The sequence below is a fragment of the Gordonibacter urolithinfaciens genome, assembly GCF_900199375.1.
Classification (GTDB): Bacteria; Actinomycetota; Coriobacteriia; order Coriobacteriales; family Eggerthellaceae; genus Gordonibacter; species Gordonibacter urolithinfaciens.
The window spans coordinates 2,128,812-2,155,078 of the sequence record NZ_LT900217.1 but is presented as its reverse complement, the minus strand read 5'-3'; the positions used below and the strand labels follow the sequence as shown (position 1 = coordinate 2,155,078).

The 26,267-nt window shown below is 67.4% G+C and carries 22 protein-coding genes; 6 read left to right on the top strand and 16 right to left on the bottom strand.

What is annotated here, in order from left to right; translation table 11 throughout:
- Positions 1-63: 63 nt before the first annotated feature.
- A complete protein-coding gene (locus BN3560_RS09255) occupies positions 64-1,680 on the bottom strand; it encodes a (Fe-S)-binding protein (RefSeq protein WP_096227826.1) in 1,617 nt (538 codons plus the stop codon).
- Positions 1,681-1,686: 6 nt separating this feature from the next.
- A complete protein-coding gene (locus BN3560_RS09250) occupies positions 1,687-2,550 on the bottom strand; it encodes a respiratory nitrate reductase subunit gamma (RefSeq protein ID WP_096227825.1) in 864 nt (287 codons plus the stop codon).
- A 440-nt stretch (positions 2,551-2,990) separates the two neighbouring features.
- Here BN3560_RS09250 and BN3560_RS09245 point away from each other — a divergent pair, with 440 nt between their 5' ends.
- Positions 2,991-3,920, top strand: coding sequence for a LysR family transcriptional regulator (locus BN3560_RS09245; RefSeq protein ID WP_096227824.1), 930 nt, complete (start codon positions 2,991-2,993; stop codon positions 3,918-3,920).
- A 9-nt stretch (positions 3,921-3,929) separates the two neighbouring features.
- Here BN3560_RS09245 and BN3560_RS09240 read toward each other — a convergent pair whose 3' ends face one another.
- From BN3560_RS09240 to BN3560_RS09225, 4 genes are all read right to left on the bottom strand, one after another.
- Positions 3,930-6,839, bottom strand: a complete 2,910-nt coding sequence (locus BN3560_RS09240; RefSeq protein WP_096227823.1) for a tetratricopeptide repeat protein — start codon at positions 6,837-6,839, stop codon at positions 3,930-3,932.
- Between the two features lie 455 nt (positions 6,840-7,294).
- Positions 7,295-7,675 (bottom strand): NifB/NifX family molybdenum-iron cluster-binding protein, encoded by a 381-nt coding sequence (locus BN3560_RS09235; protein WP_096227822.1) that lies wholly within the window; start codon positions 7,673-7,675, stop codon positions 7,295-7,297.
- A 244-nt stretch (positions 7,676-7,919) separates the two neighbouring features.
- Complete coding sequence (locus BN3560_RS09230; RefSeq protein WP_096227821.1) at positions 7,920-8,354, bottom strand: PadR family transcriptional regulator; 435 nt, start codon at positions 8,352-8,354, stop codon at positions 7,920-7,922.
- 400 nt (positions 8,355-8,754) lie between these two features.
- A complete protein-coding gene (locus tag BN3560_RS09225) occupies positions 8,755-10,074 on the bottom strand; it encodes a DHA2 family efflux MFS transporter permease subunit (protein ID WP_096228650.1) in 1,320 nt (439 codons plus the stop codon).
- Between the two features lie 305 nt (positions 10,075-10,379).
- Between BN3560_RS09225 and BN3560_RS09220 the strand changes: the two genes are divergently transcribed.
- Positions 10,380-11,042: a DUF1648 domain-containing protein gene (locus tag BN3560_RS09220; protein ID WP_157780567.1), complete on the top strand. Its 663-nt coding sequence runs from the start codon at positions 10,380-10,382 to the stop codon at positions 11,040-11,042.
- Positions 11,043-11,251: 209 nt separating this feature from the next.
- On the opposite strand, the gene pth is transcribed toward BN3560_RS09220, so the two are convergent.
- The 4 genes from pth to nhaA all read right to left on the bottom strand — a co-directional run bounded on the left by pth (position 11,252) and on the right by nhaA (position 16,661).
- Positions 11,252-11,809 (bottom strand): aminoacyl-tRNA hydrolase, encoded by a 558-nt coding sequence (gene pth / locus BN3560_RS09215; RefSeq protein WP_087189925.1) that lies wholly within the window; start codon positions 11,807-11,809, stop codon positions 11,252-11,254.
- Positions 11,810-11,815: 6 nt separating this feature from the next.
- Positions 11,816-12,781, bottom strand: coding sequence for a ribose-phosphate diphosphokinase (locus BN3560_RS09210; protein WP_015539507.1), 966 nt, complete (start codon positions 12,779-12,781; stop codon positions 11,816-11,818).
- Between the two features lie 396 nt (positions 12,782-13,177).
- Positions 13,178-14,557, bottom strand: a complete 1,380-nt coding sequence (glmU, locus tag BN3560_RS09205; protein WP_096227819.1) for a bifunctional UDP-N-acetylglucosamine diphosphorylase/glucosamine-1-phosphate N-acetyltransferase GlmU — start codon at positions 14,555-14,557, stop codon at positions 13,178-13,180.
- A 283-nt stretch (positions 14,558-14,840) separates the two neighbouring features.
- Positions 14,841-16,661, bottom strand: a complete 1,821-nt coding sequence (nhaA, locus tag BN3560_RS09200) for a Na+/H+ antiporter NhaA (protein WP_096227818.1) — start codon at positions 16,659-16,661, stop codon at positions 14,841-14,843.
- A 338-nt stretch (positions 16,662-16,999) separates the two neighbouring features.
- Here nhaA and hpf point away from each other — a divergent pair, with 338 nt between their 5' ends.
- Together hpf and BN3560_RS09190 are read left to right on the top strand one after the other, a co-directional pair.
- Positions 17,000-17,575, top strand: coding sequence for a ribosome hibernation-promoting factor, HPF/YfiA family (hpf, locus tag BN3560_RS09195; protein WP_087189928.1), 576 nt, complete (start codon positions 17,000-17,002; stop codon positions 17,573-17,575).
- An 18-nt stretch (positions 17,576-17,593) separates the two neighbouring features.
- A complete protein-coding gene (locus BN3560_RS09190) occupies positions 17,594-19,132 on the top strand; it encodes a serine hydrolase (RefSeq protein ID WP_123649835.1) in 1,539 nt (512 codons plus the stop codon).
- An 18-nt stretch (positions 19,133-19,150) separates the two neighbouring features.
- Here the strand turns inward: BN3560_RS09190 and BN3560_RS09185 are convergent, their stop codons facing one another.
- A complete protein-coding gene (locus BN3560_RS09185; protein ID WP_096227816.1) occupies positions 19,151-19,555 on the bottom strand; it encodes an SOS response-associated peptidase family protein in 405 nt (134 codons plus the stop codon).
- Between the two features lie 9 nt (positions 19,556-19,564).
- Positions 19,565-19,762: an SOS response-associated peptidase family protein gene (locus BN3560_RS09180; protein ID WP_096227815.1), complete on the bottom strand. Its 198-nt coding sequence runs from the start codon at positions 19,760-19,762 to the stop codon at positions 19,565-19,567.
- A gap of 120 nt (positions 19,763-19,882) precedes the next feature.
- Here BN3560_RS09180 and BN3560_RS09175 point away from each other — a divergent pair, with 120 nt between their 5' ends.
- The gene (locus BN3560_RS09175; RefSeq protein WP_087189931.1) at positions 19,883-20,101 is read left to right on the top strand and encodes an acyl carrier protein; all 219 of its coding nucleotides are present in this window, start codon (positions 19,883-19,885) and stop codon (positions 20,099-20,101) included.
- A 189-nt stretch (positions 20,102-20,290) separates the two neighbouring features.
- Here BN3560_RS09175 and BN3560_RS09170 read toward each other — a convergent pair whose 3' ends face one another.
- The 3 genes from BN3560_RS09170 to BN3560_RS09160 all read right to left on the bottom strand — a co-directional run bounded on the left by BN3560_RS09170 (position 20,291) and on the right by BN3560_RS09160 (position 24,036).
- Positions 20,291-21,610 (bottom strand): bifunctional folylpolyglutamate synthase/dihydrofolate synthase, encoded by a 1,320-nt coding sequence (locus BN3560_RS09170; protein ID WP_096227814.1) that lies wholly within the window; start codon positions 21,608-21,610, stop codon positions 20,291-20,293.
- Between the two features lie 73 nt (positions 21,611-21,683).
- Complete coding sequence (gene gltA, locus BN3560_RS09165) at positions 21,684-23,171, bottom strand: NADPH-dependent glutamate synthase (RefSeq protein ID WP_096227813.1); 1,488 nt, start codon at positions 23,169-23,171, stop codon at positions 21,684-21,686.
- Between the two features lies 1 nt (position 23,172).
- On the bottom strand, positions 23,173-24,036 hold the full coding sequence (locus BN3560_RS09160; RefSeq protein ID WP_096227812.1) for a sulfide/dihydroorotate dehydrogenase-like FAD/NAD-binding protein: 864 nt from the start codon (positions 24,034-24,036) through the stop codon (positions 23,173-23,175).
- 309 nt (positions 24,037-24,345) lie between these two features.
- Between BN3560_RS09160 and BN3560_RS09155 the strand changes: the two genes are divergently transcribed.
- Positions 24,346-25,269 carry a magnesium transporter CorA family protein gene (locus tag BN3560_RS09155; RefSeq protein ID WP_087189935.1) on the top strand — a complete coding sequence of 308 codons (924 nt, stop codon included), beginning with the start codon at positions 24,346-24,348 and terminating at the stop codon, positions 25,267-25,269.
- A gap of 261 nt (positions 25,270-25,530) precedes the next feature.
- Here BN3560_RS09155 and BN3560_RS09150 read toward each other — a convergent pair whose 3' ends face one another.
- Positions 25,531-26,235, bottom strand: a complete 705-nt coding sequence (locus BN3560_RS09150) for a uracil-DNA glycosylase (RefSeq protein ID WP_096227811.1) — start codon at positions 26,233-26,235, stop codon at positions 25,531-25,533.
- Between the last annotated feature and the right edge of the window lie 32 nt (positions 26,236-26,267).

Here is a 26,267-nt window from a genome sequence, read left to right as displayed (position 1 = left end):
AGACGCGCGTGAAACCCGGTCAACCCCGGGGCCGCGCGCCTTTTGCGCGACCCCGGGCAGCGCCTACTCCTCCAGGAACTCGAAGTAGGGCCGATCCATGCTCGCCAAGCCGTTGACCATGAGCTCGACGATGCCGCCGTACTGCACGTTGTAGCGCGCAGTGGCCTTGTACGCCTGAAGGAGGTCGCGTATCGTGCCCTTGCAGTTGGAGCACGGAGCGCAGACGTACTTCACTATGTCGGGGTCTTCCATCTCGTCCGCAAACGCGTTGAGTATCTGGGCGAACTTCATGCGCCCGCTCACCTTCGTGCGGAAGTCGCCGAAGTTGTAGGAGTTCATGATGGCGAACCCGCTGCCGCCGCCGCAGCAGTAGTTGTCCACCCCGTGGGGCGTCATCTCGCGGAACTGCGGCGCTATCGCACGCAGGATCTCGCGCTGGGGCTCCACGATGCCCATCTGGCGCACGATGTTGCACGGATCGTGCAACGTGACGGGGAAGTCGTTCTTCGAAGGGTCGAACTTCAGGCGCCCGTTGCGCACGAACTCGGCCATCATGGGCAGGAAGCTCTCCACGGGCACGCCGCGCTCCTGGCTGTCGGCCATGCGGTCGGCGCCCACGACGGCCGCCTTGTGGGCATGGCCGCACTCGCCGATGACGATGCGCTTCACGCCCAGCTTCCTGGCCGCCTCGAACTGCGCCATGGCCACGTTCTTGGCCTGCACGTCGTCGTACCAGATGCCGTAGTTCACGCTGTCGTAGCCCACCACGTCGGTGCTGAGCGTCCAGTCGACGCCCGCCTCGTCAAGCAGGATGGCGAAGGCCGCCGGGTTCTCGGGCCAAGCCATGAACTCGCCCGCGTTGTGGAAGAGCAGCACGTCGGCGCCCTTCTTGTCGAGCGGGAACTTTATCTTGCGGCCCGTGCGCTCGTAGGTGTCCTCCTCGATGAACTCGAGCGTGTCCATCAGGGCCGGCCTCGTGAGGCCCGTGGAGGAACCCGTCTTCAGCTGCAGCTGCGTGCCCTTCGCGTGCACGGGCGTGGGGGCCAGGCCCATCTCCATGCTGAATATCTTGCGTATCTCGCGGGCTGCCATGCCGTTGTCCAGCCCCATCGGGCACACCTGCGCACAGCGTCGGCACAGGTTGCAGCGGTAGGCCGACTCGCCCAACCGCGCGATGGTCTCCCAATCCAGGTCGATGTCCGCCCCGGTGAGGGAGCCGAGAAGCTTGCCCGAGCGGGTGAAGTACTTCTTGTACAGCTTGCGCAGCACGTCCACGCGGAAGATGGGACGGTATATCTCGTCGCCGTTCGCCGCCTTGTACACATGGCACGCCTCCGAGCACGTGTTGCACTTCGCGCAGTACTCCATCGTCAAGCTGAGCGGTTGCAGGTACTTGTTGTTGGCGTCGAGGAACAGCTTCTCCAGTCCCTTGAGGAACTTGACCTTGAGCTCGTCCTCCTCTTCCTGCGTCTCGGGGCGCTTCATCGTGTCGATGGCGCAGAAGCCGTCGAGCGAGCAGCAGTTCGTCTCGGCCCATTCGGGCTTCGGGTCCTTGAAAGCGGGCTCCAGGCCGTTCTTGTCGTACGGCGCGGGCAGGGGCGACAAGTCGTCGAGGGCGCTCAGCAGGCCTTCCCGCTTCGAGATGTCCGTGGTCCGCACGTTCTTGTATTCCATGGCCATGACCGCTTATCCTTTCGACGACTCGGACGTGGGCGCCTGCTGCTTCGCAGCCGACCAGCCGGTATGGGCAGGATGCGCCGCGGCGTCCTCGAACCGGCGCTCCACGGAGCTGCCCGGCAGGTTGGGATCGTTGTCCCACAGCACCTTGTGGAAGCAGAAGAACTTGCCCACGTAGTGGCTCATCTTGGAAAGCGGGATGTACAGGAACATGATGCCCAGCAGCGCGAGGTGCACGAGCACGATGGGCGGCAGGTCCGTGGCGCTCAGCGTGAACACCTGCGCGGCCACCGCGAAGGGCGACGCGACGAACAGCCACGAGTACGCGCCGGTGAGCAGCACCGTCAGCAGCAGCACGATGTTGAAGTACTCGAGCGGGGTGGTGTACTTAGCCAGCACGCGGTCCGACACGCGGCGCACCAGCAGCAGCACGCAGCCGACCGTCGACAGCGCGAAGCCGACGACCCCGACGACGGTCACCACGAGCACGTACCAGTCGGGATGCCATGCCACGCTGACCAGCAGCAGCACCGACCATCCCAGCATGACGTAGATACCCAGGTGCATGGAGTACGACGCCCACCACAGCACGCGCTGGTGCACGAAAAGCTTCTTGATGAACAGCATTTCCTTCATGATGTCGACGGCCTCGTTGACCCGGTCGATCTTGCGCGGCTTCGTCCACCACTCGGGCTCCTCCATGTACGAGCCGCCGTAGGCCGCCCGCCCGCCGCCTTCCTTGGGAACGGGATAGAGGTCGAGGCGCGCATGGATCTGCATGTGCGCGAACTTGTAGGCTTTCCTCAAGGACAGCGCGAAGAAACCGAACATCGCAAGCAGAATGAACACGGATACGAGCATGTCAACCGTCATTGAAACCGCCCCCCTACGCCCTTTTTCCGGAGCGCACATCGGTGGAAAAACCGTCTCGGCGTGATGCATCGGCATGACGTTAAAGCTACGGCACGGTTGCCGAAGTGTAAAATTCAGTTTTGCGATAGCGTCATAAGAAGCGGCTATGACTTGCGGTAGAATGGTTGCGCAAACGCTGGGCCCCCTCTGTGCAATGAAGAAGAAAACCATCGGTTCATCTGGTGATACTCTGCTGCGGCACCATGAGCGCAGCAAGGGGAGGACAAGGATTCGGCAACGTGGGAGGCAGCGTTTCCCTGGAATCGGAATTACGTATGGCATCCCCTGTTCTCTCTATGGCCAAATTACCACCGCTGTACTTATACTTTTTTCCGGGGAGGGTACCGTTCGTTGTCTAACAAGGGGCCTTGTCGGCCTTTTGCAAAGCATGAGGGGGCGGCATGAGTTCTTTAGAGGAGTTTCTCGTATTCAAGGACGTTGCCTACACCGGCAACATCACCCGCACTTCCGAACGACTGCACATGAGCCAGCCAAGCGTGAGCATCCACATCCAGAACCTGGAGAAGGAATACGGCACGCAGTTCCTCGACCGCACCAACCGGGGCGTCACCCTCACCGAGAGCGGCGAGGTGTTCTACGGCTACGCGAAGGAGATCGTGCAGCTCATCTGCGAGGCGCGCGAGGCCGTGCTCAAGGCGGCCACCTGCCATCACGGCATCCGCATCGGGGCCACGTTCACCATCGGCGAGTACCTCCTGCCCTTCTTCCTGCGCGAGTACTACACGAACGAACAGGATGCCGACATCGACGTGCAGATAGCCGACACCGAGATTCTCGCGCGCGAGATCATGGACAAGCGGCTGCACGTCGCGCTCATCGAAGGACCTGTGCCCGACGAGCCGAACTTCACCGTGGAGACGTTCTGGCACGACGAGCTGGTGGTCGTGGTGCCCAGCGACCATCCATGGAGCACGAGCCAGTCCATCAGCTTCAGCGAGCTGGCGTCCGAGACGCTCATCACCCGCGAGCAGGGCTCCGGCACGCGCAAGGTCATGGAGCTGGCCCTGGCGCGCAGCGGCTTCAACCACCAGGATCTGAACATACGGCTTGAGCTGGGAAGCACGCAGGCCATCAAGCAGGCGGTGAGGTGCCACATGGGCGTGGCCGTCATCTCCGCGCTGACCGTTCAGGAGGAGTGCCGCCTGAAGCAGATGACGGCGCTGCGCGTGAAGGACTGCTCGTTCGCGCGGGCGCTCAGCATCCTCACGCACACCAAGGGCAACCTCACAGCCGACGAGGAGTCATTCCTCTTGCTGCTGCGCAACCGCAAGAAGCTAAGCGAGATCCTGCCCAAGCCCATCATCCCGTAAACGCGTTCTTCACTCCAGCGACTTCAGCACGTTCACCAGAGCGTCGTCCGGGCGGTAGTGCAGGCGCAGCGACAACAGGTTTCGGGCGACCGGGAACAGGCCGGCGTCCACAGCGGCCGCGGCACCCGCGTCCAGGGTCTCGAACATCTCCTCCGTCGGCGCCAGCACTATCCCTGCGCTGCGCAGCTCGTCATCCACGGCATCGCGCTCGATCGGCTCCATGCCGTGCTCTGCGGCCAGCTCCTTGAGCTCGGCCACGGCCTGCAGCGCCATCACGGGCGACGTCATGACCGACTTGAGGTAGCAGGCCGCACCCGCGCGCGGCCTGCCCGCCTTCCACAGCGCATAGGCCAGCTGGTAGTAGGCAATGGCCACGTCGTTCGGCTGCGCGGCCACATCCAGGCCCGCCTCCAGCACGGCCGCAGCGCTGTCCATATCGCCCACCAGCATGTAGGCGCGGCCGAGCTGGCGGTAACCGCCGGCCGAGGCGGGCGCCAGCTCGATGGCGCGCCTGCCGTAGCGCAAGGCGTCGTCCACGCGGTCGAACGAGCGCTCCAGCAGCGTGACGATCTCCAAATGGCAGAGGAAGAACGAGTCGGGCGCCAGCTGGATGCTCCTGCCCGCGTCCGCGGCCGCCCGAGCGGCGAGGGTCGGCACAGCGGGCGCGTCGGACGGGGCTGATGGTTGCGAACCGCCGGCGCCCCTCTGGCGCACGGCCCGCAGGGCGCGGGAGTACCGCACGCGCGCCGCGTACGAGTCGAACGCACGGTATGCGGTCACGGCGCCGTCCGTGTAGCCGTCGAGCGCGGCGGCTTCGGACACCGCGTCCGCCAGCACGGCCACCGCCTCGGCGGGGTCGCGCGGGGCGAGCGCACGGGCGCGGGCGAGGGCGGCCAGGCAGCGGTCCTCGCCGAGGAAGCACGTCACCGCGGCGTTCTGGTCCTCGGTGTCCAGCGTTCCCTCCGCGAGCGCCGCCATGAGGCGCGTGCAGGCCGAGACCCCTTGGTCGTCCCCGAGGGTGCGGGCGGCGTGCTGCTCCTTACGCACGATGCGAATGGCCTCGGTGGCGCTGCCGGCGCGCGCGATGCGGTCGGCCAACCCCTCTCCCACGCGACGGCGGCGAGCCTCGGCCGCGATGCGCAGGTCGCGCGCATCGTCGGCGCCGAGCACGGGCCGCACGGCCTGCGGCAGGGGCGCGTCGTCCAGCTCGGGCAGCTCCTGGCGCCGCACGGTGGAGGGCAGCGCCTGCATGAGCGCGAACGGGTCGGCCCCGGGCAGGTCGCACACGGCGCCGCAATACGCGAGCAGCGGCGCGGGGTCGCCCTCGAGGGCGCTGCGGAAGCAGCCCGACTCCTCGTAGGCCCGGCGGGTGAGCGCAACCTGGTAGTAGGCCGCCTCCTGCCGATCGGCGGGAAACTCGGCGTCCGGCGAGGCAGGGTTCTCGCAGCCATCGGGCGCGGCAGGCGGAGCGCCGTCCCCGAGCGGGCAGGCCGCCACGTCGACGCGGCGGATGGCCGGAGAGGCCTCGAACGCCGCGGTGGCGAGCGCCAGGCCGAAGTGCATGGCGTAGCGGCGCGCCTGGGCGTCGCGCTCGGCGGTCGGCACGTCCTCCCAGCCGGCACCTGCCGGGCCTTCGACCCATCGGCGCGCGGGCATGAGCGCGGCGTCCGGCACCGTCAGCCGGAAAGCTGCAAGGCCCTCCGCCACGTTCGCCTGCATCTGCGCCTCGATGCGCACCGGCAGCTTCAGCCGCTCAAGCACGCCGGCCAGGCGGCAACGCGCCTCCCATTCACCGTCATCGGACCCTCGGGGCGTGCCGGCCAGGCGCTCGGCGCCCAACGCCTGCGCCCCCGCCGTCTCTATCAGGTAGGCATCCCAGCGTGCGCAGTCCGCGTCGCCGGCCAGCGTCGCGCGGTCACCGAACGCCTCCTCCATCAGGGTGAACCGGTTGAGCGCGGCCTCCAGGGCCCAGACGGTGCGGCGGTCGACGGCCGCGTCCTCGTCCTCTTGCGCTATGTAGTAAAGGTTGGCGTAGCGCGCGGTGCGCACGAGCCGCAGCGCCTCGTCCGGCACGGCCGGCGGGCGCAGGCCGTCCAGGCCGGCTTCCTCGAGCCACCGCACAAGGCCTCTCACCAGGGCGGGCGGCTGCACCACCGGGTCGCTCTCAGCGCTGCGCACCTCGTCGACGATGGTGCGCAGGACCGGTAGGAGCGGGGTTTCCCGCAGACGCTCGTGGACGAAGGCCGTGCCCCTCTCGGGCACCTCCGCCCCGCCCAGCCGGGGCCGGTGCACGAACGCCAGGTAGGCGCGGGCGAGGGCGTCGTCGTAGGAGAGGCCTGCGGCGTGCGGCCCGAAGTCGAACCACGTGTCCGTGAACGTGTAGCGGCCGCCCTTGCACAAGTACCGCGCCACCTGCCGCTCGTCCTCGCCGCCCGTGCGCACCTCCACGCAGCCGTGCTCCCCGTCCGGGCGAGCCCCCGGGCCGCGCTCCGCGTCGGTGCGCGCTCCCCGGACGGCCGTATGCCCGTCCGCGCACGTCTCTGCAGGGCCACGGCCCATGTCCGCGGGACCCTCGTCGACAAAGCGCGCGAAGTCGAGATCGGGCCTGCGGGCAGGCGGCGCAGTGAGCGGCCGGTCCGTGGAGAACGCGCGCCCGAAGCGGTCCACGTAGGCTAGGATGCGGAACTCCCGCCTGCCCGTGAACTCCACCACGTAGCGGTCGCCCTTGGATGGCGCCGCGCAGGCCCCGGCAATCCAGCCGTATACCGGCGCCTGCGCGTCTGCCGCTGCAGGCGCGGACGGCGACGGCACGGCATCGGGCAGCACGCGGCGCGTGGCGCCAAGCAATGACCTGGCCGCCGACACGACGTACGTCCCGCCTTGCCCTGCGCTTCGTCCCTGTTCCTCTCCGCGGCCCAAGCCCGCTCCTTTCTCTCACCGAGCAGGATAGCACGACCAGGCAGCCCTGCGCCCAAAACCCAGCACGTCTGCATGGCATACGTGCACGCCATCCCCTAGGAAGACACTGGTTAACGGTGCTTCCCTAGAGCCGCCAAAAGGGCACAGCAGAAAAGCACCGCAGAAGGGGCGGGACGAAGTCGGAGGCTATGGCATGTTTTCGACGGCGAACCTCGGGGACGGCTTTTCGCCACCAGAGGTTTCTCGGATTCGTGTCGGCAGAAATTCGTTCAAGCATGCTCTAGCCTCTGATTTAGTCCATGACTCTTTCAGTCGTATTTAAAGGGCCGTGTTCAAATGCTGCAAACCTAGCGCAATCAAGAAGGGCGTCGTTACGTTAATCAGTCTCTCCCTAGAACGCACGAGGGGCGCCTGCCGTTCGGCGGGCGCCCCTCGCAATCGATCGTTTTGCGAACTCAGTGATGGTGGTTGCAGGCGTTCTCGGCACCCATGATCGGCACGCTGCCGGCCGCCACGAGCTTCGCGACCTCGCCCACGTTCGGCGTCTGGTTCTCGAAGTACACCGTGATGCCCGCGTCGTTGAAGCCTATCATCGGGCGCATGCCCATGCCGGCCGCCACGATGGCGTCCACGCCGGCGTCGGCCAGCAGGCCCACCGGGCGCAGGCAGCCGCCCTCTTCGTGCGGCGGGTTCGCCAGCTCTGACGTGCCCTTGATCTCGCCGTCCTCGATGTCCACGATGGTGAAGCAGTCGCAGTGGCCGAAATGGCCCGAGCGCTCGGATGCAAGGTCGGCTGCGCCCATCGTCGGCACCGCGAGTTTCAGCGTTTCTCCCATGATGACCCTTCTTTCCCGGAACGTCGCCGTTCCGCTTATCGTCTTCCGAGGCCTCGTCGCCTCGGGTCGTGCCCTTCTCGTTTCCCGAACGCCCGCGCAGACACCGCCTTGCCGAGTCAGCAGGACGGACGGCGGCAGCCATCTGCGCGCCTTCGCGCCCGCGCCGCCATCCGCCGTTTCGCTGGGCTGGCAAGAGCTTTCGCGCCCATCGCCTACAGCTTATTGCGACGCCATCCGGAGTTCTTCAGCCTTCGCTCGGCGCTTGCGCGCTCTCGCGGATTCGGCCGGCGGCGTTCAGGCCGCCTTCCAGCAACCCCACCAGCAGCTCGTCGAGCCGCTGGCGTGCCCGAAGCGCGTCGAGCCACTGCTCGGCCAGCTCCAGGCCTTGTTCCGTGAGCTCGTACTCGCGCCGGCGTGGGCCGGAGGCGTCCTCGCACCAGCGCGACGCCACAGCGCCCTCGTCCTCCAGCCTCCGCAGCGAACGGTACAGCCCGCCCACGTCGACGTCCACCTCGCCGTCCGTCATGTCGAGGATGGTGCGGCGCATGTCGTAGCCGTAGCCGCCGGCATACAGCAGGGCCGCCAACGCCGCCGGCTCCACCAACGCTCCGCCGCCCCCGCCGCGCCGTCGACAGCACGGTTGCCGGGCACCCTCTCCTCCGCAGTCGCCTCGCGGCATGCGCGTCGCCTCCTTTTACTCGGCCCGTCGGCCGTCTCTTCGGCGGGTTAGCGGCTTGCACCGGCCAACGCGGCGCTTCCGTCGCGCTGCCTCAGCAGGCCGCAAGCTTTACGCCGTCTGGCCGCCCCTTCTGCGGCGGTCGTCGTTCCTCCGCGACCTGCCGGCATTCGCCGTTCGCCCGCTCTGTCGTCTACAGCTATATGACATGAACATATATACTCCCGAAACATCTATGTTGTCAACATATATCTTTGCCCATGCCGCCATGCGTCCCGAAAAGCCGTCATCCGGTCGTTGCGCTGATATCAACGTGCCCGCGCCAGCCACAGCCTGGTTCGACGATACCCGAGCAGGTGAGCCGCAGCAGCGCTATCCGTCCCAGAGCGTGCTCGAAGCGGCCCTAGCGCACCTTCGCCACGATGCCGACGAACGTGGCCACGGCGAACACAGCCGAGAAGGCGAACGCCAGCTGGTAGGGCAGTGCAGGGTTGGAGGCCGCGGCAGCCGAGGTGCCCGCCAGGGCAATGAGCAGCACCATGACCGACGTGCCGAGCGAGGCGCACGCCTGGCGCCCCGCGATGGAGAACGAGCTGCCGTCGGTAACGATACGCCCCGGCAGGCCGGCGAGACTCCACGAGATGAGCGGGCCCATGAGCCCCGACACGCCGAACGCGCGCACGGCCTGGCAGAACGTGGTGACGGCGAGCGGCGTCTCCTCGTCCAGGAACACCATGAGCACCGATCCGACCGCCAAGAGCGCGCCCGATGCCAGCGTCACGGGACGGATGCCGAACCGATCGGTGAGCACGCCGGCCAGCGGGTTCAGGAACAGCGCCGCCAACGTGCCGGGCAAAAGCACGATCCCCGCGTCGAGCGCCGTGCCGCCGCATGGCCCCTCCACGTACAACGGGATGACCAGCGTCACGCCCATGAACGAGGCATGCAGCAGGCACAACACCGCGAAACCGACCGTGTACTGGCCCGACTTGAAGATGTCCATGTTGATGAGCGGATCTTCCACGCGCTTCTGCCGCTGCACGAACAGCACGAGGAACACCGCGCCCGCCACGAGCGGGCCCCAGACGAACGGGCTGGTGAGCGCGAAACTGCTCGCCTCGGAGAACCCCAGCAGCAAGCCGCCGAAGCCCAGCGCCGACAGCATGAACGACAGCGTATCGAACCGCTCGCTGCGGTTGCCCTCCCCGCCGCGCACGAGCAGCGCCGTGGCAACCCCCAGCACCACCACGCCTGCCAGCAGCAGCACGAAGAAGCTGCGCCATCCGAACGAGAAGCTGAAGGCCCCGCCGACAGTCGGTCCGATGTTCGGCGCAAAGCCCATGGCGATGCCCGCGATGCCCATGGCCGTGGCGCGGCGACCCTCGGGAAAGCGCGTCATGGCGATAGTCTGCATGAGCGGAAGCAGAAGCCCCGTGGATACGGCCTGGCAGATGCGCCCGGCCAGCAGCACGGCGAAATTCGAGGCCAGGCAGTCGGCAAGGGCCCCCACCAGGAAGAACGTCAGGGCGATGAACACGTGCTGGCGCGTGGTGAACCGCTTCCCCAAAAACGTGGCCGCGGGAACCGCGATGCCCAGCACCAGCATGTAGCTGGTGGTAAGCCACTGGCCCAAGCTCACGTCGAGTGCGAACTCGCCCATGATCTCGGGCATCATGGCGTTCACGGCCGTCTGCGAGAGGTTGCCGAAGGCGGAGGCCAGCATCACGATGGCGAACAGCGCGTACACGCGCCCCCGCTCGCCCTTGACCAACTCCCGCACCGCAGCCTCCTTTGCCTCCGTACCTTCGCCATCCCTTCAAGTATAGCCCAAGCGCCGCGGCCCAAACGCTCCTAAATCGGGGAAACGCTCCGGACGGAGCGGCCGAGGTGCGCTCCCTGGGCAGGTGTCCTGCCGTCAAGCGCCCGGCAGGACGCAGCGCCCGAGACCCGCTTGCCTCGTTGATTCCCCTTCGTCTATACTTAGTATTGCTAAATATGCTTATGCGAGCGTTCGAAAGGGCGGCGGCCATGTCTTCCAACTCCGAGCACAACTGCGATGCCGACGGTCAAGTCCCTGCACGGCGGAGTCGCTGGCGCATCGCGGCCCTCATCGCGCTCGCCGCGCTTCCCCTCGTTCTCACCGCCGCCGCCCAGCCGTTCCTGTCGGAGACGGTTCCCGTGCACTTCGACGTGGGCGGGCCCGACCGTTGGGGATCAAAAGCAGAGCTCTTCGTCGGCGCTGGCATTCTCTTCGTCATCGAGATCGCGGCCGCTCTCCTGTTCGCCGTCTTCGAGCGTCAGCGAGCGACCGGGCGCGAGGACTGGCTCGTGTCGGACAGCTTCGGCGGTCAGATGTCGTTTCCCGTCGTCGCCGGCGTGTTCGCCGTGCTCGACCTCTTCCAGGCGGCAAGCGTGGCGATGTGCTTCGCGGAAGCCGGGTTCGCTGCGCCCGTCGACGTGGCGCAGCTGCTCGTCGACCTGGGGATGGGCGCAATCGTGTTCGGCCTGCTCGCGTTCTCGCTGTACATGCTGATCACGGGCAAGGGGCTGCAGTTCGTGAACTCCCATCCGGGATCGAGCGAGCTGGAGCGGAAGCTGGGAGCCGACAAGCAGCAGGCGCGCGCCATCGGCGCGCTGCTGCTGTTCATCACGGCGTTCTTGCTCGTGGAGTGGATAGTGACGATGAGATGAGCGAGAAACGGCTTTATTGCAGACAAGGAGCTGCTGAAGCGCAAACCCGCGCATCCGCATCGGGGCGAGCGCTGGGCGCGCCGCAGCCGTCCCGCAGAGCAGGGGCACTGCCTTTGCCGCTCAACAGGTAACATACCGTAGGTTTCCAACGAGGGCCCAGCCCTTGCTTTACGGCACCAACGCCAATGCGGCGAGAATCGGCGCTTCCCCTAGTTGAACGCCTGCTGGGTCTTCTCCAAGCCCGCCGTAACCAGCGAGAGCGCGGCCTGGGCGCCGCGGTCCACGGCGTAGGCGAAGTCGTCGGCGGCCTCCTTCTTTGGCAGCGACAGCACCCAGTCCACCACGGGCATGCGTCCCGGCGGGCGGCCGATGCCCACGCGCACGCGGCTCCAATCGCGCGTGCCCAGCTTGTCGCAGATGGAGCGCAGGCCGTTGTGCCCCGCGTGCCCGCCGCCGAACTTCACGCGCACGGTGCCGGGGTCGATGTCCAGCTCGTCGTGGATGACGATAAGGTGCTCCGCGTCCACGCCGTAGGCGTTCATGAGCTGCTTCACCGGGCCGCCCGACGTGTTCATGTAGCTCTGGGGCTTGGCGAGCACGAGGTCGACGTCGCGGTAGGCTCCCTTGGCCGTGAGCGACCCGCACTCCGTCTTCCAGTAGCGCGCTCCCACCTCGCCCGCGATGGCATCCACCGCGTCGAACCCGGCGTTGTGGCGCGTGTGCGCATATTCCTCGCCCGGATTCCCCAGGCCTACGATCAGGTACATTGCGCCCTACTCGAACAGCGAGGCCACGGAGCCGTTGTCGTACACGTTGCTGATGGTCTTCGCGAACAGGGAGGCCAGCGACAGCACCTTGATCTTGCCGGTCTGGCGCTCCAGCGGCACGGGCACCGCGTTCGTCACCACGACCTCCTCGATGATTGAGTTGGCGATGCGGTCGTACGCCGGACCGCTGAACAGGCCGTGGGTGGCACACGCGTACACCTGCGCGGCGCCCTTGGCCTTGAGGGTAGACGCGGCCGCCACCAGCGAGCCGGCCGTATCGATCATGTCGTCGTTGAGGATGCACACCTTGTCCTTCACGTCGCCGATGAGCGCCGTGATCTCGGCCTGGTTGTGCTTCGGACGATCCTTGTGCATGATGGCGATGTCGCAGTCCAGCATGGTGGAGAACTTCTTCGCCGCCTTCGCACGGCCCACGTCAGGCGACACCACGCACAGCTGCTCGGGGTCGAAGCCCATGGACCGGTAGTAGTCCACGAAAATGGGCATGGCCGTCATGTGGTTCACCGGCAGGTCGAAAAAGCCCTGGATGGCGTCCTGGTGCAGGTCGACGGTGATCACGTTGTCCACGCCCGCCGCGGCCAAGAGGTCGGCCACCAGCTTCGCTGTGATGGGCTCGCGCGGCGCGGCCTTGCGGTCCTGGCGCGCGTAGCCGTAGTGCGAGATGACGGCCGACACGGAGCGCGCGGAGGCGCGCTTGGCGGCGTCGGTCATGATGAGCAGCTCCATGAGCGCGTCGTTCACGTCGTAGCCCTCGGCGCCGCACACCGACTGGATGAGGAACACGTCGGCGCCGCGGACGCTCTCCTGGTAGCGCGCGTAGATCTCGCCGTTCGCGAACTTCTCCAGCTTCACGTTGCCGAGCGAGGCGTTCAGGTGCTTCGCTATCTCGTCGGCGAGCTCGGGGTTGACCGACCCCGAGAACAAGGCCATGCTCTTCTGCACTTCCGTCATGTGCGCGCTCCTTCATGTTGCCGCGGGGCCGCCGCGCCCGCCGCAGCAGTCGCCCCCTCTCACATGGGCACTATTGTATCCGCAGGCAGGGTGCCCGCACAGTGACAACTTCGGTATCTTCGCAGATTGACCGCAACGAAATATCCTGATCGGGAATTGCCCCCCTTCGGGGCATCTCGACCTTCCGGGGAACTCGATGCACAGTTTTGGACGCCGTGAAGCTCTCGGACGCCTAAAGGGGGACACGTGCTTTCGCCGACCAGGGGAAATGCGCTTGTGCTCCACGAAAAACGCGCCCGGAAGGCCTCCGGGCGCGTCAAAACACTTCACAGCGGCCAAAACGGTGACTTTCCGACCCCGTTTTCGCGAAGAACCCTTGGGCAGGAAGCGGCAGACCTACCCTTGGGCTTGCTGCTCGCGCTTCTTGGCGGCCCAACCGAGAATCTCGCGCTGCTCGGGGCGCGTCAGGGCCAGCGCGTCGGCCGCCACGTCCTTCGTGATGCAGGAGCCCGCGCCGATGATGGCGCCCGCGCCGATGCTCACCGGGGCCACCATCATGGTGTCGCTCCCCACGAACGCGCCGTCGCCAATGACGGTGGGCCACTTCTTCTTGCCGTCGTAGTTGCAGGTGATGGATCCGGCGCCGATGTTCACGTCCTCGCCGATGGTGGTGTCGCCGATGTAGGACAGGTGCGGCACCTTCGAGCCCTTGCCCACCGTGGACTTCTTGATCTCCACATGGGTGCCGGCCTTGGCGCCCTCGCACAGGTGCGCGGCCGGGCGCAGGTAGGCGCGCGGGCCGCACGAGGCGCCGTCGTCGATGAGCGCCTCCACGGCCACCGTCTCGTCCACGGTGCAGCCGCGCCCCACCACCGTGTCGGTCAGCCGCGAGTTCGGGCCGATCACGCTGTCCTCGCCCACGGACGTGCTGCCCATGAGGAACGTCTGCGGCAGCAGCTCCACGTCCTGCTCGATGACCACGTCGGGCCCAATCCACACCTGGTCGGGGTCGGTCATGGTCACGCCGGCCGCCAGGTGCGCGGCGTTGATGCGGCGCTGGGCGAACTTCGTGGCCTCGGCCAGCTGGGCCCGCGAGTTCACGCCCAGGCACTCGGACGGATCGTCGGTGGGGAGCGCCAGCACGGGGCGGCCGGCGGCGCGGCAGATGGCCAGCACGTCGGTGAGGTAGAACTCGCCCTGGGCGTTGTCGTCGTCCACCTGGCCGAGCGCGTCGAACAGCGCGCGGGCGTCGAAGCAGTAGAAGCCGGAGTTGCACTCGCAGATGGCGGCCTCGGCGCTGTTCGCGTCCTTCTGCTCCACGATGCGCTCCACGGCGCCCACGCGGTCGCGCACGATGCGCCCGTAGCCGTAGGGGTTCTCCAGCTCCATGGTGAGCACCACCACGGCCGCGTCGGCCTGCTCGCGCATGTCCACGAGCCGGCGGATGGTGTCGGCGGTGATGAGCGGGCAGTCGCCCGAGAGAACCACGAGCGAGCCGTCGAAGCCGGCGAGCGCTTCGGCGCACACGGCCACGGCGTCGGCCGTGCCGCGGCGCTCGGGCTGCACCACCACGTCGGTGTCGGCCTCCACAAGCGGCTCCACCTGCTGGCGCTCGTGGCCCACGACGGTCGCAACGCGGCTGATGCCGGCCTCGTGGGCGGCGTCCACCACCCAGCGCACGAGCGGCTTGCCCAGCACCTCGTGGACGACCTTGGGCTTCTTCGACTTCATGCGGGTTCCGGCACCCGCGGCGAGCACGATGGCGGCAGCTTCCATGGTTTCCCTTCGTTCGCATGGCGTTTTCGACCGTACAGTATAGCGCAGGGTTCGCACGGCGGGCGCGATCCCCATGCAGAAGCCACGCGGACAGCGAGGCTCCGGCCAACCGTTCCTCGGGGCTCGCGCGCAGCGCAGCCTGCGGCCGTGCGGAAGCGCGGCACCGGCGATCGCGGCATGGCGCAGGTGCAGCACGGCTCGCGCGGAGAACGGGAGCACGGCAGCCTGGACGGGCGCATACCGGGCACCGGCACGCCCCCCCCTGCGCGGATACCGGAGGCCGCTAATCCCGCGGCTCGTCCTCGTCCCCGCCCTTGCCACCGCTCATGCCGACGACGTCGTCGCTCTCGCGGCGAATCGCCCTCAAAAGGGCGTCCTCGCCCCTCTCGCGCAGAAGCGTCTCCTCCACGCTGGCCAGCGGGGGCTCGCCGGCGTGCTCCTTGAACTCCTCCTGCACCTTCTCCAGGAGGTCGTCCTTGCCCTCCTCGCGCAGCACGCGCACCACCTCGTTGCGCACGGCCTCGCGCACGTCCCCGATGGAGCCGCCGCCCAAAAGGCCGGTCGGTCCCAAGTCCACGGCTATCTCGAACACGCCGCCGCGCTTCTTCGCCGCCTCGACCTCGTCCTTGATCGCCGGATCCTCCAAATCGCGCAGCAGTTCCTCAGCCTCGCGCGCGGCCTCGTCGCCCGCCGTCTGGCGCGTGATGTCGTCGGCGCTCGACGACAGGTACGCCACGCCGCGCTTCTGCGCCGCCTTCGCCTGCAGCAGCAGCAGCACGAAGCCCAGCACCCCGGCCAGGAGCGACGCCGCCAGGATGCCCAGCTTCGCCGTGGCCACCAGGCCCTCGTCGGGGAACGCCAGGTTCGCCACGAAGATGGCCATGGTGAAGCCCACGCCGCCCAGGATGGACGCGCCCAGCATGTGGAACCAGTTCACGTTCTCCGGCAGCGACGCCAGCTTCGACTTCACCACCGCCATGCTGAACAGCATGATGCCAAGCGGCTTGCCCACGAGCAGGCCCAGCAGCACGCCGTAGAGCACCGGGCTCGAGAGCATGGCGCCCACGTCCACACCCAGGAAGCTCACATCGGCGTTCGTGAGGGCGAACAGCGGCAGGATGCCGAAGTACACCCAGGGGTACAGCCGGTGCTCCAGGCGCGTGGCCGGCGGCACCACCTGGCGCGCCACGCGGCTCAGGTCCTGCACCGTCTCGATGTAGCCGCCCTGCGCGATGACGGGCGTCTCGGGCTGGTAGGCCGAGCGCGCCTCGCGCACCTTGTCGCCCGACCAGGTGAGGAAGCTCTTGATGTTCACGCGCGACCCCGAGGGAATGGTGAACGCCAGCAGCACGCCGGCGATGGTGGCGTGCACGCCGGACATATACACGCAGTACCACAGCACGGCTCCCACCAGCAGGTACGGAATGAGCGAGTAGATGTGGTTGCGGTTCATGAGCACGAGCACGAACAGCACGACGGCGGCCACGGCCAGCCACGGCAGCGACGGGCTGTGCCCGTAGAAGATGGCGATGACCAAGATGGCGATGATGTCGTCGGCCACGGCCAACGTGCTCAGGAACACGCGCACGCCGTTCGGCACGCGGTTGCCCAAGAGCGCCAGGATGCCCAGCGCGAACGCGATGTCGGTGGCCGTGGGCACGCCCCAGCCGTGCGCCGTCTCCGGGTTCGTCGCGTTGAAGGCCAGGTAGATGCCGATGGGAGCCAGCACGCCTCCCACGGCCGCCACGATGGGCAGCAGCGCTTGGCGGATGTTCGTGAGCTCGCCCACCGTGAGCTCGTACTTCACCTCCAGGCCCACCAGCAGGAAGAAAATGGCCATGAAGATGTCGTTGATGATGTGTCCGAGCGACATGCCGGCGAACCCGTCGCCGAAGAAAACGCCCACCTCCGTGTGCCAGAAGTCCAGGAACGCCTCGTACGCCCCGGTGTTCGCCACGATCAGCGCCACGACGGCCGCCAGGAGCATGGCGCCCGCGGCCTTCGTCGAAGAGTGCGTGAATTGGATGAGCTTGCGGTAGCGCGCCTGATGGCGTTGCACCTCGTTGATGAACAGCTTCTGCTCTTTGGCCGGTGTGGATGCCATGTCCGCCCTATCTGTCGACAATGCCTGAAGGTCGTATTATCCCTTATACACCCTCGTGGGCCACGTATTCGCCACTCGTTTCCAACCCGATTTCACAACGTAGCGCATTCTCTCCAAGACGGCACCCCGCATGCCCCCGCCGCGTGCGCCGTTTTGCCAACGACTCTAAAATACCCTGCCGCAGTCGGGCGTTTTGCGCTATGCTGTACCTATCAGTTTGGCGTGAGGAGTCGACTTGGGTCTTGCATGAGCGGCATATCGGTATCCGCCCCGCACGACCTCGGCCAGGGCTTCCGGCCAAGCTTTTTTTATTCGCCACGAGGTAAGAGGTGAGTGCTATGAGCATTACCGTAGCCGGACGCAAAATGCCCGTAACCGATGCACTGCGTCAATACGCCGAGGAGAAGATCGGCAACTCGATGAAGGTCATGGACATCGACCCTCTCGTTGCCGAGGTTGTTCTGTACGTGGAGAAGAATCCCGCGAATCCCCGTCCTGCCTGCTGCGAGGTCACCCTGCGCACGAAGGGCCATATCATCCGCGTGGAGGAATGCGAAGAGGACATGTACGCAGCCATCGACGTGGCCGCCGCCAAGGTGGTCCGCCAGCTGCGCAAGTACAAGACGAAGGTCATCGACCGCAAACTGCGCGCCGTGGACGAGACCATCCGCACCGAGCCCGTGCCGACCAAGGACCTCGACCAGCTCATGGAGGAGCTCGCAGCCGACGAAGAGGTTGTGCGCGTGAAGGAGATCGAGTTCGAGCCGCTGACCGAGGAGGAGGCGCTCGTGAAGATCGACCTACTGGGCCACGACTTCTTCGCCTACACCGACCGCGACACCAACATGGTAAACGTGCTCTACCGCCGCGACGACGGCGGCTACGGCCTGCTCAAGCAGCGCGAAGAAGCCTAGCATCCGAAGGGGAGAACGGTGACCGGTCCCAACAAGCACGATGACGCTCGGTCCTCCCGTTCTCCCCGCCCTGCCCGGGCGGGGCGGGTCGTGCTCTCCGCCCGGGACTACCTGGAGAGCACCCCCGGCCAGACGGCCGAGCAGATCGGCCCGGCCGCGGAAAATGCGGGAAACCGGAGGTCGTCGACCCCGGAGGACGCGCAGACGCGCACGTGCGGCGAGGCATTGGCGCCCGAGAACGGGGATGCGGATCGGCCGCAGACCCGGTCGAACCGCCCGCAGCGCCCCTCGGCCCGGCCTTCCGCGCACGTGACCGAACGCCCAGCGTCCCGACCGGCCGAGCGTACCTCCCCGGCTTCAAAGCGCCCCGCGAACCGCACCGCACCGCGGCCCGACGCCCATCCCGCCGGACAGGTCGCCGCCCGCCCGTCCAAGCGCCCGGCGACCCGCTCCTCCGCGCGCCCCGCCCCCACGCTCTACGCCGGCGGCGGGCCCGACCAGAACCCGCTGCGGAGGATCGTGCTCGTCGCAGGCGTCGTAGCCGCGTGCGCATTGCTCTTTTTCGGGATATCAAACCTGTTCAGCACCTGCTCTGCTACCCCGACGGAAGAGGAGCCCGCCGCCGAGGCCGAGGCCGAGAGCCCTCCCACACCCGAGGAGCGCCTTGCGGCGCTGCCCGCCGTCGAGACGGGGTTGGCCGAGCTGGATCTTCCGACGGGTACGGAGCCGCAAGCGTTCGCCCCCGCCCCGGCGGAGGGCAGCGCCGTGGCCGTGCAGCCCGTGCTGTCCGACGCGTCGAAAGCGGCGATCGACCAGGCTTTCGCCCCCTTCGCGGAAAACGACCGCTCCTTCGGGTTCGCGCTTGTGGACCTGGGCACCGGCCGCGGCATCGCGAGCAACGTGGACGCCGTGTTCTACGGGGCCAGCTCGTTCAAGGGGCCGTACTGCGTCTACTTCTGCCAAAGCCAGTTAGAGACGGGCCTCGCCACCCGCGACGACTTCGTCACGAGCGGCTTCATGAGCGAGTCGGGCGTGTTCTCCTCGCAGGGCTCCGAACTCATAGGCAGCATGATAGAGAGCGCCATCCTGTTCTCCAGCAACGACACCTACGGCGCCCTGCGCTACGACTACAGCGACGACGCGCTGGCAGCGTACCTGGAGGGCCTGGGCGTCGACCCGGCATTGGCCTACGACACGTGGTTCCCGCACTATACGGTGCGCGACGGCGTGCGGCTGTGGCCGAACGCGAGCGAGTACCTGGCCTCCGGCACCGAGACGGCCCAGTGGCTCGCGGGGCTGCTCGAGAGGGACGAGACATCCTACCTGCGCGAAGCTCTGAAGGACGAGGGCGTTCAGGTACAGAGCAAGCCGGGCTGGTCCATGGAATCGTTCGAGAACGGCGAGTACAACGCCTTGTGCGACGCGGGCATCGTGGCGAAGGACGGACGCCGCTACCTGGTGAGCGTCATGTCGAACATACCGTACACCACCTCGAACGTCGACCTGTTCGAGGACGTGATCGCCGCCGTGTTCGCCGCGCGCGGCGACCTGGCGTAGGGGACGCGCCTCGTCCGGTCACGCCACGCGGCAGGCCAGCTCCACGTCGCGGCGGTCGAACAAGTCGGCATAGCGCGGGCCCAGCCAATCGCCCAGCTCGGACGGGCGCAGAACGAGGGGCATGCGGTCGTGCACGTCGCGCACCCAGCGGTTGGGCTCACAGGTCATGATCGAGAAATGGCCGTCCTCGTAGATGCCGCCCAAGAACGTGACCGGGTTCTCCGGCAGGCCGAACGCGCACTGCACCTTCACCTCGCGGCCCGTCTTGGGGCTCACGGCGCGCTCGGTTCGGTGGGGCTCGTAGAAGCCCAGCGTGGGCACGGCGCAGCGGCGCTGCTCAAGCGACTCGCGCCACATCTGGCCGCGCGGGCCGGTGGCCGTGTCCACGCGCGTGTTGAACACGGGCCGCTTCGCCCAGCTCACCGGATACCCCTAATCGAGCTCCGCCACCGCCAGGCGCCCCGACCCGCCCGCGCCTTCCCCCGGCACCACCACGGGCACGCACGCGCCGGGGAACGCGTCCAGGCCGGCCAGCTCGTAGTCGGGCACGTCAGGCGGCAAGCCCTGCTCCACTTCGCGCACGATGCGCTCCACCACGTCGCGCGGGATCATGACGAACCGTCCGCACATCGCCGTCTCCTTACCGCGGAGCCCGAGCTCCGAGCGCCGCCCTTTCCGTGCGCGGGGCTGCGCACGCCCCCCGCGTCTGCTACCATGAGTGCCGACGTTTTCCCATAGAAAGGAAGGCCCATGGCCACCATCGACACCATCACGAACATCCTGCAGGAGAATCTCGACATCGACCCGTCCACCGTGACCGCGGAGTCCACCTTCGATTCCCTCGGCATCGACTCGCTCGACATGGTGGAGCTCATCTGCGACCTCGAGGAGGCCTGCGAGGTGGACTTCGGAGAACCCGAGGGCCTGAACACGGTGGGCGACCTCGTGGCATACGTCGATTCCCTGTAGCGTCTCCATCCTAGCACGCCGGCGCCGCAGGATGCGCCCTCGAAGAAGCTGTAGCGAAAGCTCCGCCCCACCGGTTCTCGCGGGTTGAACGCGCGGCAAGGGATCCGCCCTTGCCGCGACCTAGGGGACGGTCCCGATCGACGTCAGAGCGAAGCCCTTGCTACGCGGGACGACCCTGCGGTAGAGCCTTCAAGCCGGCGTCCCGAGCGCCGCCTTCACCGACCCTACCGAGTAAAGGCTGCCGAAGGCGCACACGAGGCCGTCCGGGCCGGCCAGCTCGCGGGCACGGGCGAGCGCGTCGGGCATGTCGCGCGCAACGTAGGGGCGCGTGCATGCCGAGCATCCCAAGAGGTCCTGGCCCGTCCAGCGGATGGCACGGGCCAGCTTGTCGGCAGGAAGCGCGCGGGGATTGTCGGGCGCCACGCACACGAACGCCGCGCCGAGCGGCAGCACCGTCTCCAGCATGGCCGGGTAGTCCTTGTCCTCCAGCACGCCGACGACGAACACGGGCTTGCGGCCGGGAAATACGTCTGCCAGCGAATCGGCGAGCGCGCGGGCTCCCTGCGGGTTATGGCCGCCGTCCACCACAATCGTGGGCTCGCCCGCCGCCGCGCGCACGATCTCGAAGCGCCCGGGCCACGCGGTTTCGACGATACCGCGGCGAACTGCATCGTCGGCGACGACCCAGCCCCGGGCACGCAGCGCTTCGACCGCCTCGATGGCGAGCGCCGCGTTCGCCGGCTGGTAGCTGCCGAGCAGCCGCGTGCGCAGGTCAGCGAAGCGCCCGTAGGAGAACGGGCGCATGGGCGCTCCGAGACCCGCCCAGTCCACCGGACCGGCATCCAAGCGCGCCAAGTCGGGCACGACCAGCGAATCCCCCGCGGCCGCAGCCGCCGCCCCGATCACGGCCATTGCCGCGGGCTCCTGCGGCCAGGACACCACGGCCGAACCCGGCTTCACGATACCGGCCTTCTCGGCCGCGATGGCCGCCAGCGTGGTGCCGAGCAGCTTCGTATGGTCGAGCCCGATGCGCGCGACGACGGCCACCTCGGGCGCGTCGATGACGTTCGTGGAATCGAGCCTCCCCCCGAGGCCCACCTCGAGCACCACGATGTCGCAGCCGCTCCGCGCGAAATGCACGAGCGCCACAGCGCACATGAGCTCGAACTCGGTGGGATGGTCCGCCATGGCCTCGGCCTGCTCCTTCACGAGCAGCGTCGCCTCGGCGAGGTCGTCGGCCGAGATGTTCGCCCCGTCCACGCGGATGCGCTCCTCGAACGCGATGAGGTACGGGCTGGTGAACAGCCCCGTGCGCAAGCCCGCGGCCTGCAGGATGGAGGCGAGGTAGGCGCAGGTCGACCCCTTGCCGTTCGTGCCGGCCACGTGCACGAACTTGAGGCGGTCCTGCGGCCGGCCCAGCCGATCGAGCAGCTCGCGAATGCGATCGAGCCCGAGCCGCGACTCTAGCCAGCGCGGCTCGTTGATGTAGGCGATCGGGTCGAACGACATGGAAGGCCTCCTCAATAAAACGAACGAGTGTTTCACGTGAAACACTCGTTCCAGAAAACGATGGATAAACGCGTTACTCTTGCGTCAGATACTCCCCGATGCCCGCCGCGGCGCGCTTGCCGGCACCCATGGCCAGGATGACGGTCGCCGCGCCGATCACCGCGTCGCCGCCGGCGAACACGCCCGGCTTCGACGTGGCGCCCGTGCGCTCGTCGGCCACGATCAGGCTGCGCGGCGTCACCTCGAGCCCCGGGGTGGTCTTCGCGATCAGCGGGTTGGTCTTCGACCCTGCCGCCACCACCAGCATGTCGATGTCGATGACGAACTCGCTGCCCTCGATCGGCGCGGGGCGGCGGCGTCCGCTCGCGTCGGGCTCGCCCAGCTCCATGCGCACGCACTCGACGCCCGACACCCAGCCGCTCTCGTCGCCCAGAATGCGCACCGGGTTCGTCAGCAGCTGGAACTTGATGCCCTCCTGCTCGGCATGGTGCACTTCCTCGGCGCGCGCCGGCATCTCCTCGCGTCCGCGGCGGTATACCACGGTCACGTCGGCGCCCAGGCGCCTCGCCGTGCGCGCCGCGTCCATGGCCACGTTGCCGCCGCCCACCACCACGCACTTCTTGCCCGCGTACACCGGCGTCTCGTATTCGGGGAACTGGTACGCCTTCATAAGGTTCACGCGGGTCAGAAGCTCGCTCGCCACCGACACGCCGTTGAGGCCCTCGCCCTCGATGCCCAGGTAGCTGGGAAGCCCCGCGCCCGTGCCCACGAACACGGCGTCGAAGCCGCGGTCCTCCATGAGCTCGTCGATGTCGTAGAGCTTGCCCACCAGGGCGTTCACCTCGAACGAAACGCCTTTGTCGCCCAGCTTCGACACCTCGCGCTGCACGAGGTCCTTCGGCAGGCGGAACTCGGGTATGCCGTAGGTGAGCACGCCGCCCACCTTGTGCAGCGCCTCGAACACCGTGATGTCGCATCCGCGCTTCACCAGCTCGCCCGCGCAGGTCAGCGACGCCGGACCCGAGCCGATGACCGCCACGCGCTTGCCGGCCAGGTCCTGCGACACCGCGCCTTCCGCGCCGCGCCAGATGCTGCAGGCGAGCTCGTCGCCCGCAGCGCACTCCTCGCGCAGCCCGTCCATGGCCGCGGCCGCCTCCTCGGGATGCGCGAACGCCCAGTCGGATGTGAAGCGCTCCAGGCGGCCGATGGCCACCGGCTCGCCGTTCCTGCCGCGCGTGCACACGCCCTCGCACTGCGTCTCCTGCGGGCACACGCGCCCGCAGATGGCCGGCAGCGAGTTCGCGCTCTTCACGATGGCGTACGCCCGGGCGAAGTTGCCCTCGGCCACCTGCTCGACGAACCGCGGGATGGGCACGCCCACCGGGCAGCCGCCCACGCAGGGGGTGTTCGGGCACTGGATGCAGCGGCGCGCCTCGGCCACCGCCTCTTCCTCGGTATAGCCCAGCGCCACCTCGTCGAACGTCTTCGCGCGCTCGGCCGGATCGAGCTCGGAAACGGGCGTTTTCTCCTTCTGCCGGTTCACCTCGTAGCTGGTCGCCATGCTACGCCCCCTTCCGCTCGCCGTCGGTTCCGCCGTTGCAGTCGCGGCCCTCGGCCGCCTCGCGCGCTGCGCCCTCGAAGCTGCGGTACATCACGCCGCGGCGCATGGCGTCGTCGTAGTCCACCAGGTGGCCGTCGAAGTCCGGCCCGTCCACGCAGGCATGCAGGTACTCGTCGCCCACCTTCACGCGGCAGCCGCCGCACATGCCCGTGCCGTCGATCATGAGCGGGTTCATGCTCACGAGCGTCTTGATGCCGTAGGGCCTCGTGGTGGCGGCCACGAACTTCATCATGATGACGGGTCCCACGGCCAGCACCAGGTCGTAGTCCGCTCCCTCGTCGATGCGCTGCTGCAGCGCCTGAGTCACCAGGCCCTTGTTGCCGTTGGAGCCGTCATCGGTCATGATGATCTGCCGCGCGGAGCACGCGTTTATCTCGTCCTCCAGCAGGATGAGGTCTTTGTTGCGGAAGCCGGTGATCACGTCCACCTCGCACCCGTGCTCGTGCAGCCACTTGGCCTGCGGGTACGCGATGGCCGTGCCCAGGCCGCCGCCGATGACGCACGCGCGGCGCGCGCCCTCCAGCTCGGTGGGGTTGCCCAGCGGGCCGGCGAAGTCCAAGAGCGCGTCGCCCGCCTTCAGCTGCGCGAGGCGCATCGTGGTGGCGCCCACCGCTTGGAACACGATGGTGACGGTGCCCGCGACCGGGTCGCATTCGTTCATGGTGAGCGGGATGCGCTCGCCGCGCTCGTCGATGCGCAGCATGATGAACTGGCCCGGCCTGATCTTGCGCGCTATCTCGGGCGCGCGCACGACCATGCGGGTGACTTCCGCATTGAGCGGTTCTACTCGTTCGATGGGATACACGGCTTCGCCCTCTCTCGTCTCATAGAGAGAAGCAGCACCGGACGATGCGCGGTGCCGCTCCCCATAGAAGTATGGCCGCCATTATAGCAACATGCCCGCCGTCCCCATGTTTCTAACAGGTTACCGAGCGGTCAGCGGAGAGAAAATCGCCGAGGTGGCAGGGAACCTATAATCGATGGAGGGCGCAGCCGGTATGCGCAGCCCCGCCCATCCCTCGACGAGGCGAGTGGCGGCGAAATCGGCCGCGGCCTTCCGCCGAGCAGCGCGGCGCAGCCGTCCGCATCGGCGCCCATCGAGGAGGAAAGAGCCATGGCGCAGAAATACGTGTTGACCAAGCAGCTGAAAGCCGTGCCGCTCGACCAGCCCATCGAGCCGGGGGCGTCGGTGGTGGAGGTCATCACCACCCAGGAGTTCGCCAAGCTCGGCGTGGCCGGCGCAGACACGCTCTCGGCACTGCGCACGCTCACCGAGGCCGAGAGCACCTACCTCGACGTGTTCCCCGACAGCCTCATCGGGTCGTTCGCCGTGCCCGACAAGAAGAACCTCATGGGCGAGACGCTCAAGTTCGCCTTCTACCTGAACAAGACGAACCTCATCTTCATCGACGAGGGGCAGGTGTGCACGCGCCTGCTCGACGACATCGAGCGCATCGGCGTGCTGAAAGAGCCCACGCCGGCGCACTGCCTGTTCGAGTTCATGAAGCTGCTCGTGAAGGACGACCTGGCGTACCTCGCAGACGTGGAGGACCGCATGGAGGACGTGGAGGAGCAGATCATCGACCGCTGCGGCAACGTGGCTAACCGCAAGATGCTGGGCTTCCGGCGGCGGCTTCTGCGCATCGACACGTTCTACCAGCAGCTCGTGGACATGACGGGCACCATCGGCGACAACGAGAACAAGCTGCTCACCAACGGGGAGGCCCGCCTGTTCCACTCGCTCGAGAAAACGGTGGAGCGCCTGCTCAAGCGTTCTCAGACGCTCAAGGAGTACAGCCTGCAGCTGCGCGAGCTCTACCAGACGCAGATCGACATCCAGCAGAACGACACCATGCAGTGGTTCACCGTCATCACCACGCTGTTCGCTCCGCTCACGCTCATCACCAGCTGGTTCGGCATGAACTTCGCGAACATGCCCGGCCTGGACTGGCAATGGGGCTATCAGGCCATCATCGTGATATGCATCGTCATCATCGTGGTGGAGCTCGTGATCTTCAAGAGGAAGAAATGGCTGTAGGGCGTGGCAGGGGGACGGGGTTGATGTCGCGCTCCCGCACGAGTTTCGGCGTGACAAAGGGACGGGGATAATGTCACGCTCCTGCAAGAGTTTCGGCGTCGTTGCCAGTCGCAGAGCGTGACATTATCCCCGTCCCTTTGTCACAGTCCCTTTGTCACACCCCCTTGTCACGCCACGCTGCCACAATGCCCGCTAACGAAAGAAAACTTTCGTTAGCGGGGTACGGAAGCGCAGGGCAGGTGACGCAGATATCGGTGTTCCCTAGAGCAGATGCGGCTGCTCCACCGCGGGCTGCGAGACGGCGGAGGTCTCGTCCGCCGGCGGCTCGGCGGCAACAGAGGCGGGCTGCGCAGGAGTCGCGGAGCTGTCGACCTGCTCGGCAGGCGCCGCCGCCTTCTCCGCGTCGCTCGCGCGCAGCAGCTCGCCGAGCGTGGCGAAGTCGTTCTCCAGGGCCTCGCGCTTCGAGCCGTCGTAGATGGCGGCGGCGGGGTGGAAGATGGGGAACACCTTGAACTTGCCCGCGCGCTGCAGCGTGCCGTGCAGGCGCGTGATGCCGATCTCCGTCTTCAGGATGAACTTCGTGGAGAAGTTGCCCAGCGTGACGATGAACTCGGGGTCGATGGTGCGCGTCTGCTCGCGCAGGTACGGGGTGCAGAGCTCGATCTCCTCCGGGCGCGGGTCGCGGTTCCCGGGTGGCCGGCACTTCAGCACGTTCGCGATGAACACGTCCTCGCGCGCCAGCCCCGCGATAGCCAAGAGCTCGTTCAGATATTGGCCAGCCTTGCCCACGAAGGGCTCGCCCTGCAAGTCCTCGTTCTTGCCCGGCGCCTCGCCCACGATCAGCACGCGCGCCGAGGGGTTCCCCACCCCGAACACCGTCTGCGTGCGGCCGTCGGCCAGCGGGCATTTGCGGCAGGCCTCCACCTGTGCGCGGATGTCCTCCAGCGGAATATGCGGCTTGGGCATGCGAATCCCCCTTCTCCCTGCTCTTTGCGAGA

Coding starts and splice junctions, on each gene's coding strand:
- BN3560_RS09255 (WP_096227826.1), bottom strand. CDS start 1,680: ATGGCCATGGAATACAAGAACGTGCGGACCACGGACATCTCGAAGCGG.
- BN3560_RS09250 (WP_096227825.1), bottom strand. CDS start 2,550: ATGACGGTTGACATGCTCGTATCCGTGTTCATTCTGCTTGCGATGTTC.
- BN3560_RS09245 (WP_096227824.1), top strand. CDS start 2,991: ATGAGTTCTTTAGAGGAGTTTCTCGTATTCAAGGACGTTGCCTACACC.
- BN3560_RS09235 (WP_096227822.1), bottom strand. CDS start 7,675: ATGGGAGAAACGCTGAAACTCGCGGTGCCGACGATGGGCGCAGCCGAC.
- BN3560_RS09230 (WP_096227821.1), bottom strand. CDS start 8,354: ATGCCGCGAGGCGACTGCGGAGGAGAGGGTGCCCGGCAACCGTGCTGT.
- BN3560_RS09225 (WP_096228650.1), bottom strand. CDS start 10,074: ATGCTGGCCTCCGCCTTCGGCAACCTCTCGCAGACGGCCGTGAACGCC.
- BN3560_RS09220 (WP_157780567.1), top strand. CDS start 10,380: ATGTCTTCCAACTCCGAGCACAACTGCGATGCCGACGGTCAAGTCCCT.
- pth (WP_087189925.1), bottom strand. CDS start 11,809: ATGTACCTGATCGTAGGCCTGGGGAATCCGGGCGAGGAATATGCGCAC.
- BN3560_RS09210 (WP_015539507.1), bottom strand. CDS start 12,781: ATGACGGAAGTGCAGAAGAGCATGGCCTTGTTCTCGGGGTCGGTCAAC.
- glmU (WP_096227819.1), bottom strand. CDS start 14,557: ATGGAAGCTGCCGCCATCGTGCTCGCCGCGGGTGCCGGAACCCGCATG.
- nhaA (WP_096227818.1), bottom strand. CDS start 16,661: ATGGCATCCACACCGGCCAAAGAGCAGAAGCTGTTCATCAACGAGGTG.
- hpf (WP_087189928.1), top strand. CDS start 17,000: ATGAGCATTACCGTAGCCGGACGCAAAATGCCCGTAACCGATGCACTG.
- BN3560_RS09180 (WP_096227815.1), bottom strand. CDS start 19,762: ATGTGCGGACGGTTCGTCATGATCCCGCGCGACGTGGTGGAGCGCATC.
- BN3560_RS09175 (WP_087189931.1), top strand. CDS start 19,883: ATGGCCACCATCGACACCATCACGAACATCCTGCAGGAGAATCTCGAC.
- BN3560_RS09170 (WP_096227814.1), bottom strand. CDS start 21,610: ATGTCGTTCGACCCGATCGCCTACATCAACGAGCCGCGCTGGCTAGAG.
- gltA (WP_096227813.1), bottom strand. CDS start 23,171: ATGGCGACCAGCTACGAGGTGAACCGGCAGAAGGAGAAAACGCCCGTT.
- BN3560_RS09155 (WP_087189935.1), top strand. CDS start 24,346: ATGGCGCAGAAATACGTGTTGACCAAGCAGCTGAAAGCCGTGCCGCTC.
- BN3560_RS09150 (WP_096227811.1), bottom strand. CDS start 26,235: ATGCCCAAGCCGCATATTCCGCTGGAGGACATCCGCGCACAGGTGGAG.